The organism is Aeromonas sp. HMWF017 (genome assembly GCF_003061465.1).
GTDB lineage: Bacteria > Pseudomonadota > Gammaproteobacteria > Enterobacterales > Aeromonadaceae > Aeromonas > Aeromonas veronii.
Genome location: NZ_QAJD01000150.1, coordinates 18005 through 18971, shown reverse-complemented (window position 1 = coordinate 18971; position 967 = coordinate 18005). Strand labels below are relative to the sequence as shown.

At 58.8% G+C, this 967-nt stretch carries 2 protein-coding genes; one reads left to right on the top strand and one right to left on the bottom strand.

From position 1 onward, the window contains the following. Positions 1-662: MATE family efflux transporter (locus tag DBR30_RS22345; protein WP_258224455.1), on the top strand; the 662-nt coding region annotated here is incomplete at its 5' end. A gap of 47 nt (positions 663-709) precedes the next feature. Here the strand turns inward: DBR30_RS22345 and DBR30_RS22340 are convergent. Further along, positions 710-967 (bottom strand): FxsA family protein (locus tag DBR30_RS22340; RefSeq protein ID WP_258224454.1); only part of this gene is annotated, 258 nt, incomplete at its 5' end.

Below are 967 nucleotides of genomic sequence, written 5' to 3'. Positions count from 1 at the left end.
GGGCCCGGTTGCTGTCCCACTGGCGGGCCTTGCTCCATGTCGCCGTCCCCGCCTCTTTTACCAATATGCTCAACCCCCTGGCCAATGCGGTGCTGATGACGATCTTTGCAGGACTGGGTACCGAGGTGGTGGCCGCTTACGGCGCCGCATCGCGGGTTGAGGCGCTGCTGCTGATTGTGATGATGGCCCTTGCCTCCGTGCTGGCCCCTTTCATCTCGCAAAACTGCGGTGCAGGTAATCCGGCCCGCGCCAAGGCTGCGCTGCAAAGCTGCATGGGGTTTGCGTTGCTGTTTCAGCTCGCCATCTATGGCCTGACCTGGCTACTGGCGCCACTCATCGCCAATCTGTTCAGCGATCATCCGCAGGTCATTCGCCTGATTGTTCTCTATCTACACCTAGTGCCGATCGGTTACGGCTTTCAGGGCATGGTGATGCTGCTGGCATCGGCACTCAATGGCGTGCGGGCATCCAGTATTTCTTTCTTGTTCAACGGATTGCGGCTGTTTGGTTTTCTATTGCCAGGAGCCTGGCTGGGGGCAAAGCTGGGGGGAGAACAGGGGATATATCTGGGGATCTTGCTGGCCAATCTGGCGGCGGGCACCCTCGCATGGTGGTATGCCCGACACCGCTTCGAGGCCTTGTGCCATCAGGGCAAACCCTGATTCAGTCACTCGCCTCGGGTTTTCGTCTCGTCGATTACTCTTTACGCTCACTCTTTGCGCTCAAATTCGCCTTCGATGGTGGTGCCGCCCTGCTTGGCGTTCTCCAGATGCTCATCGGACGGTGCGTTGCCAAACGGCGATTGAGTACGCTGGAAACCGCCCATCTGCATCCGGAACTGGCTGCTGCCGATCAGCTTGTCAGCCAGTTTGTTGCGCAGCCAGGGTTGCAGCAACAGCACACCGAAAATGTCGGTCACAAAACCCGGGATAATCAGCAGCAAACCGGCCAACGCCAGCATCATGCC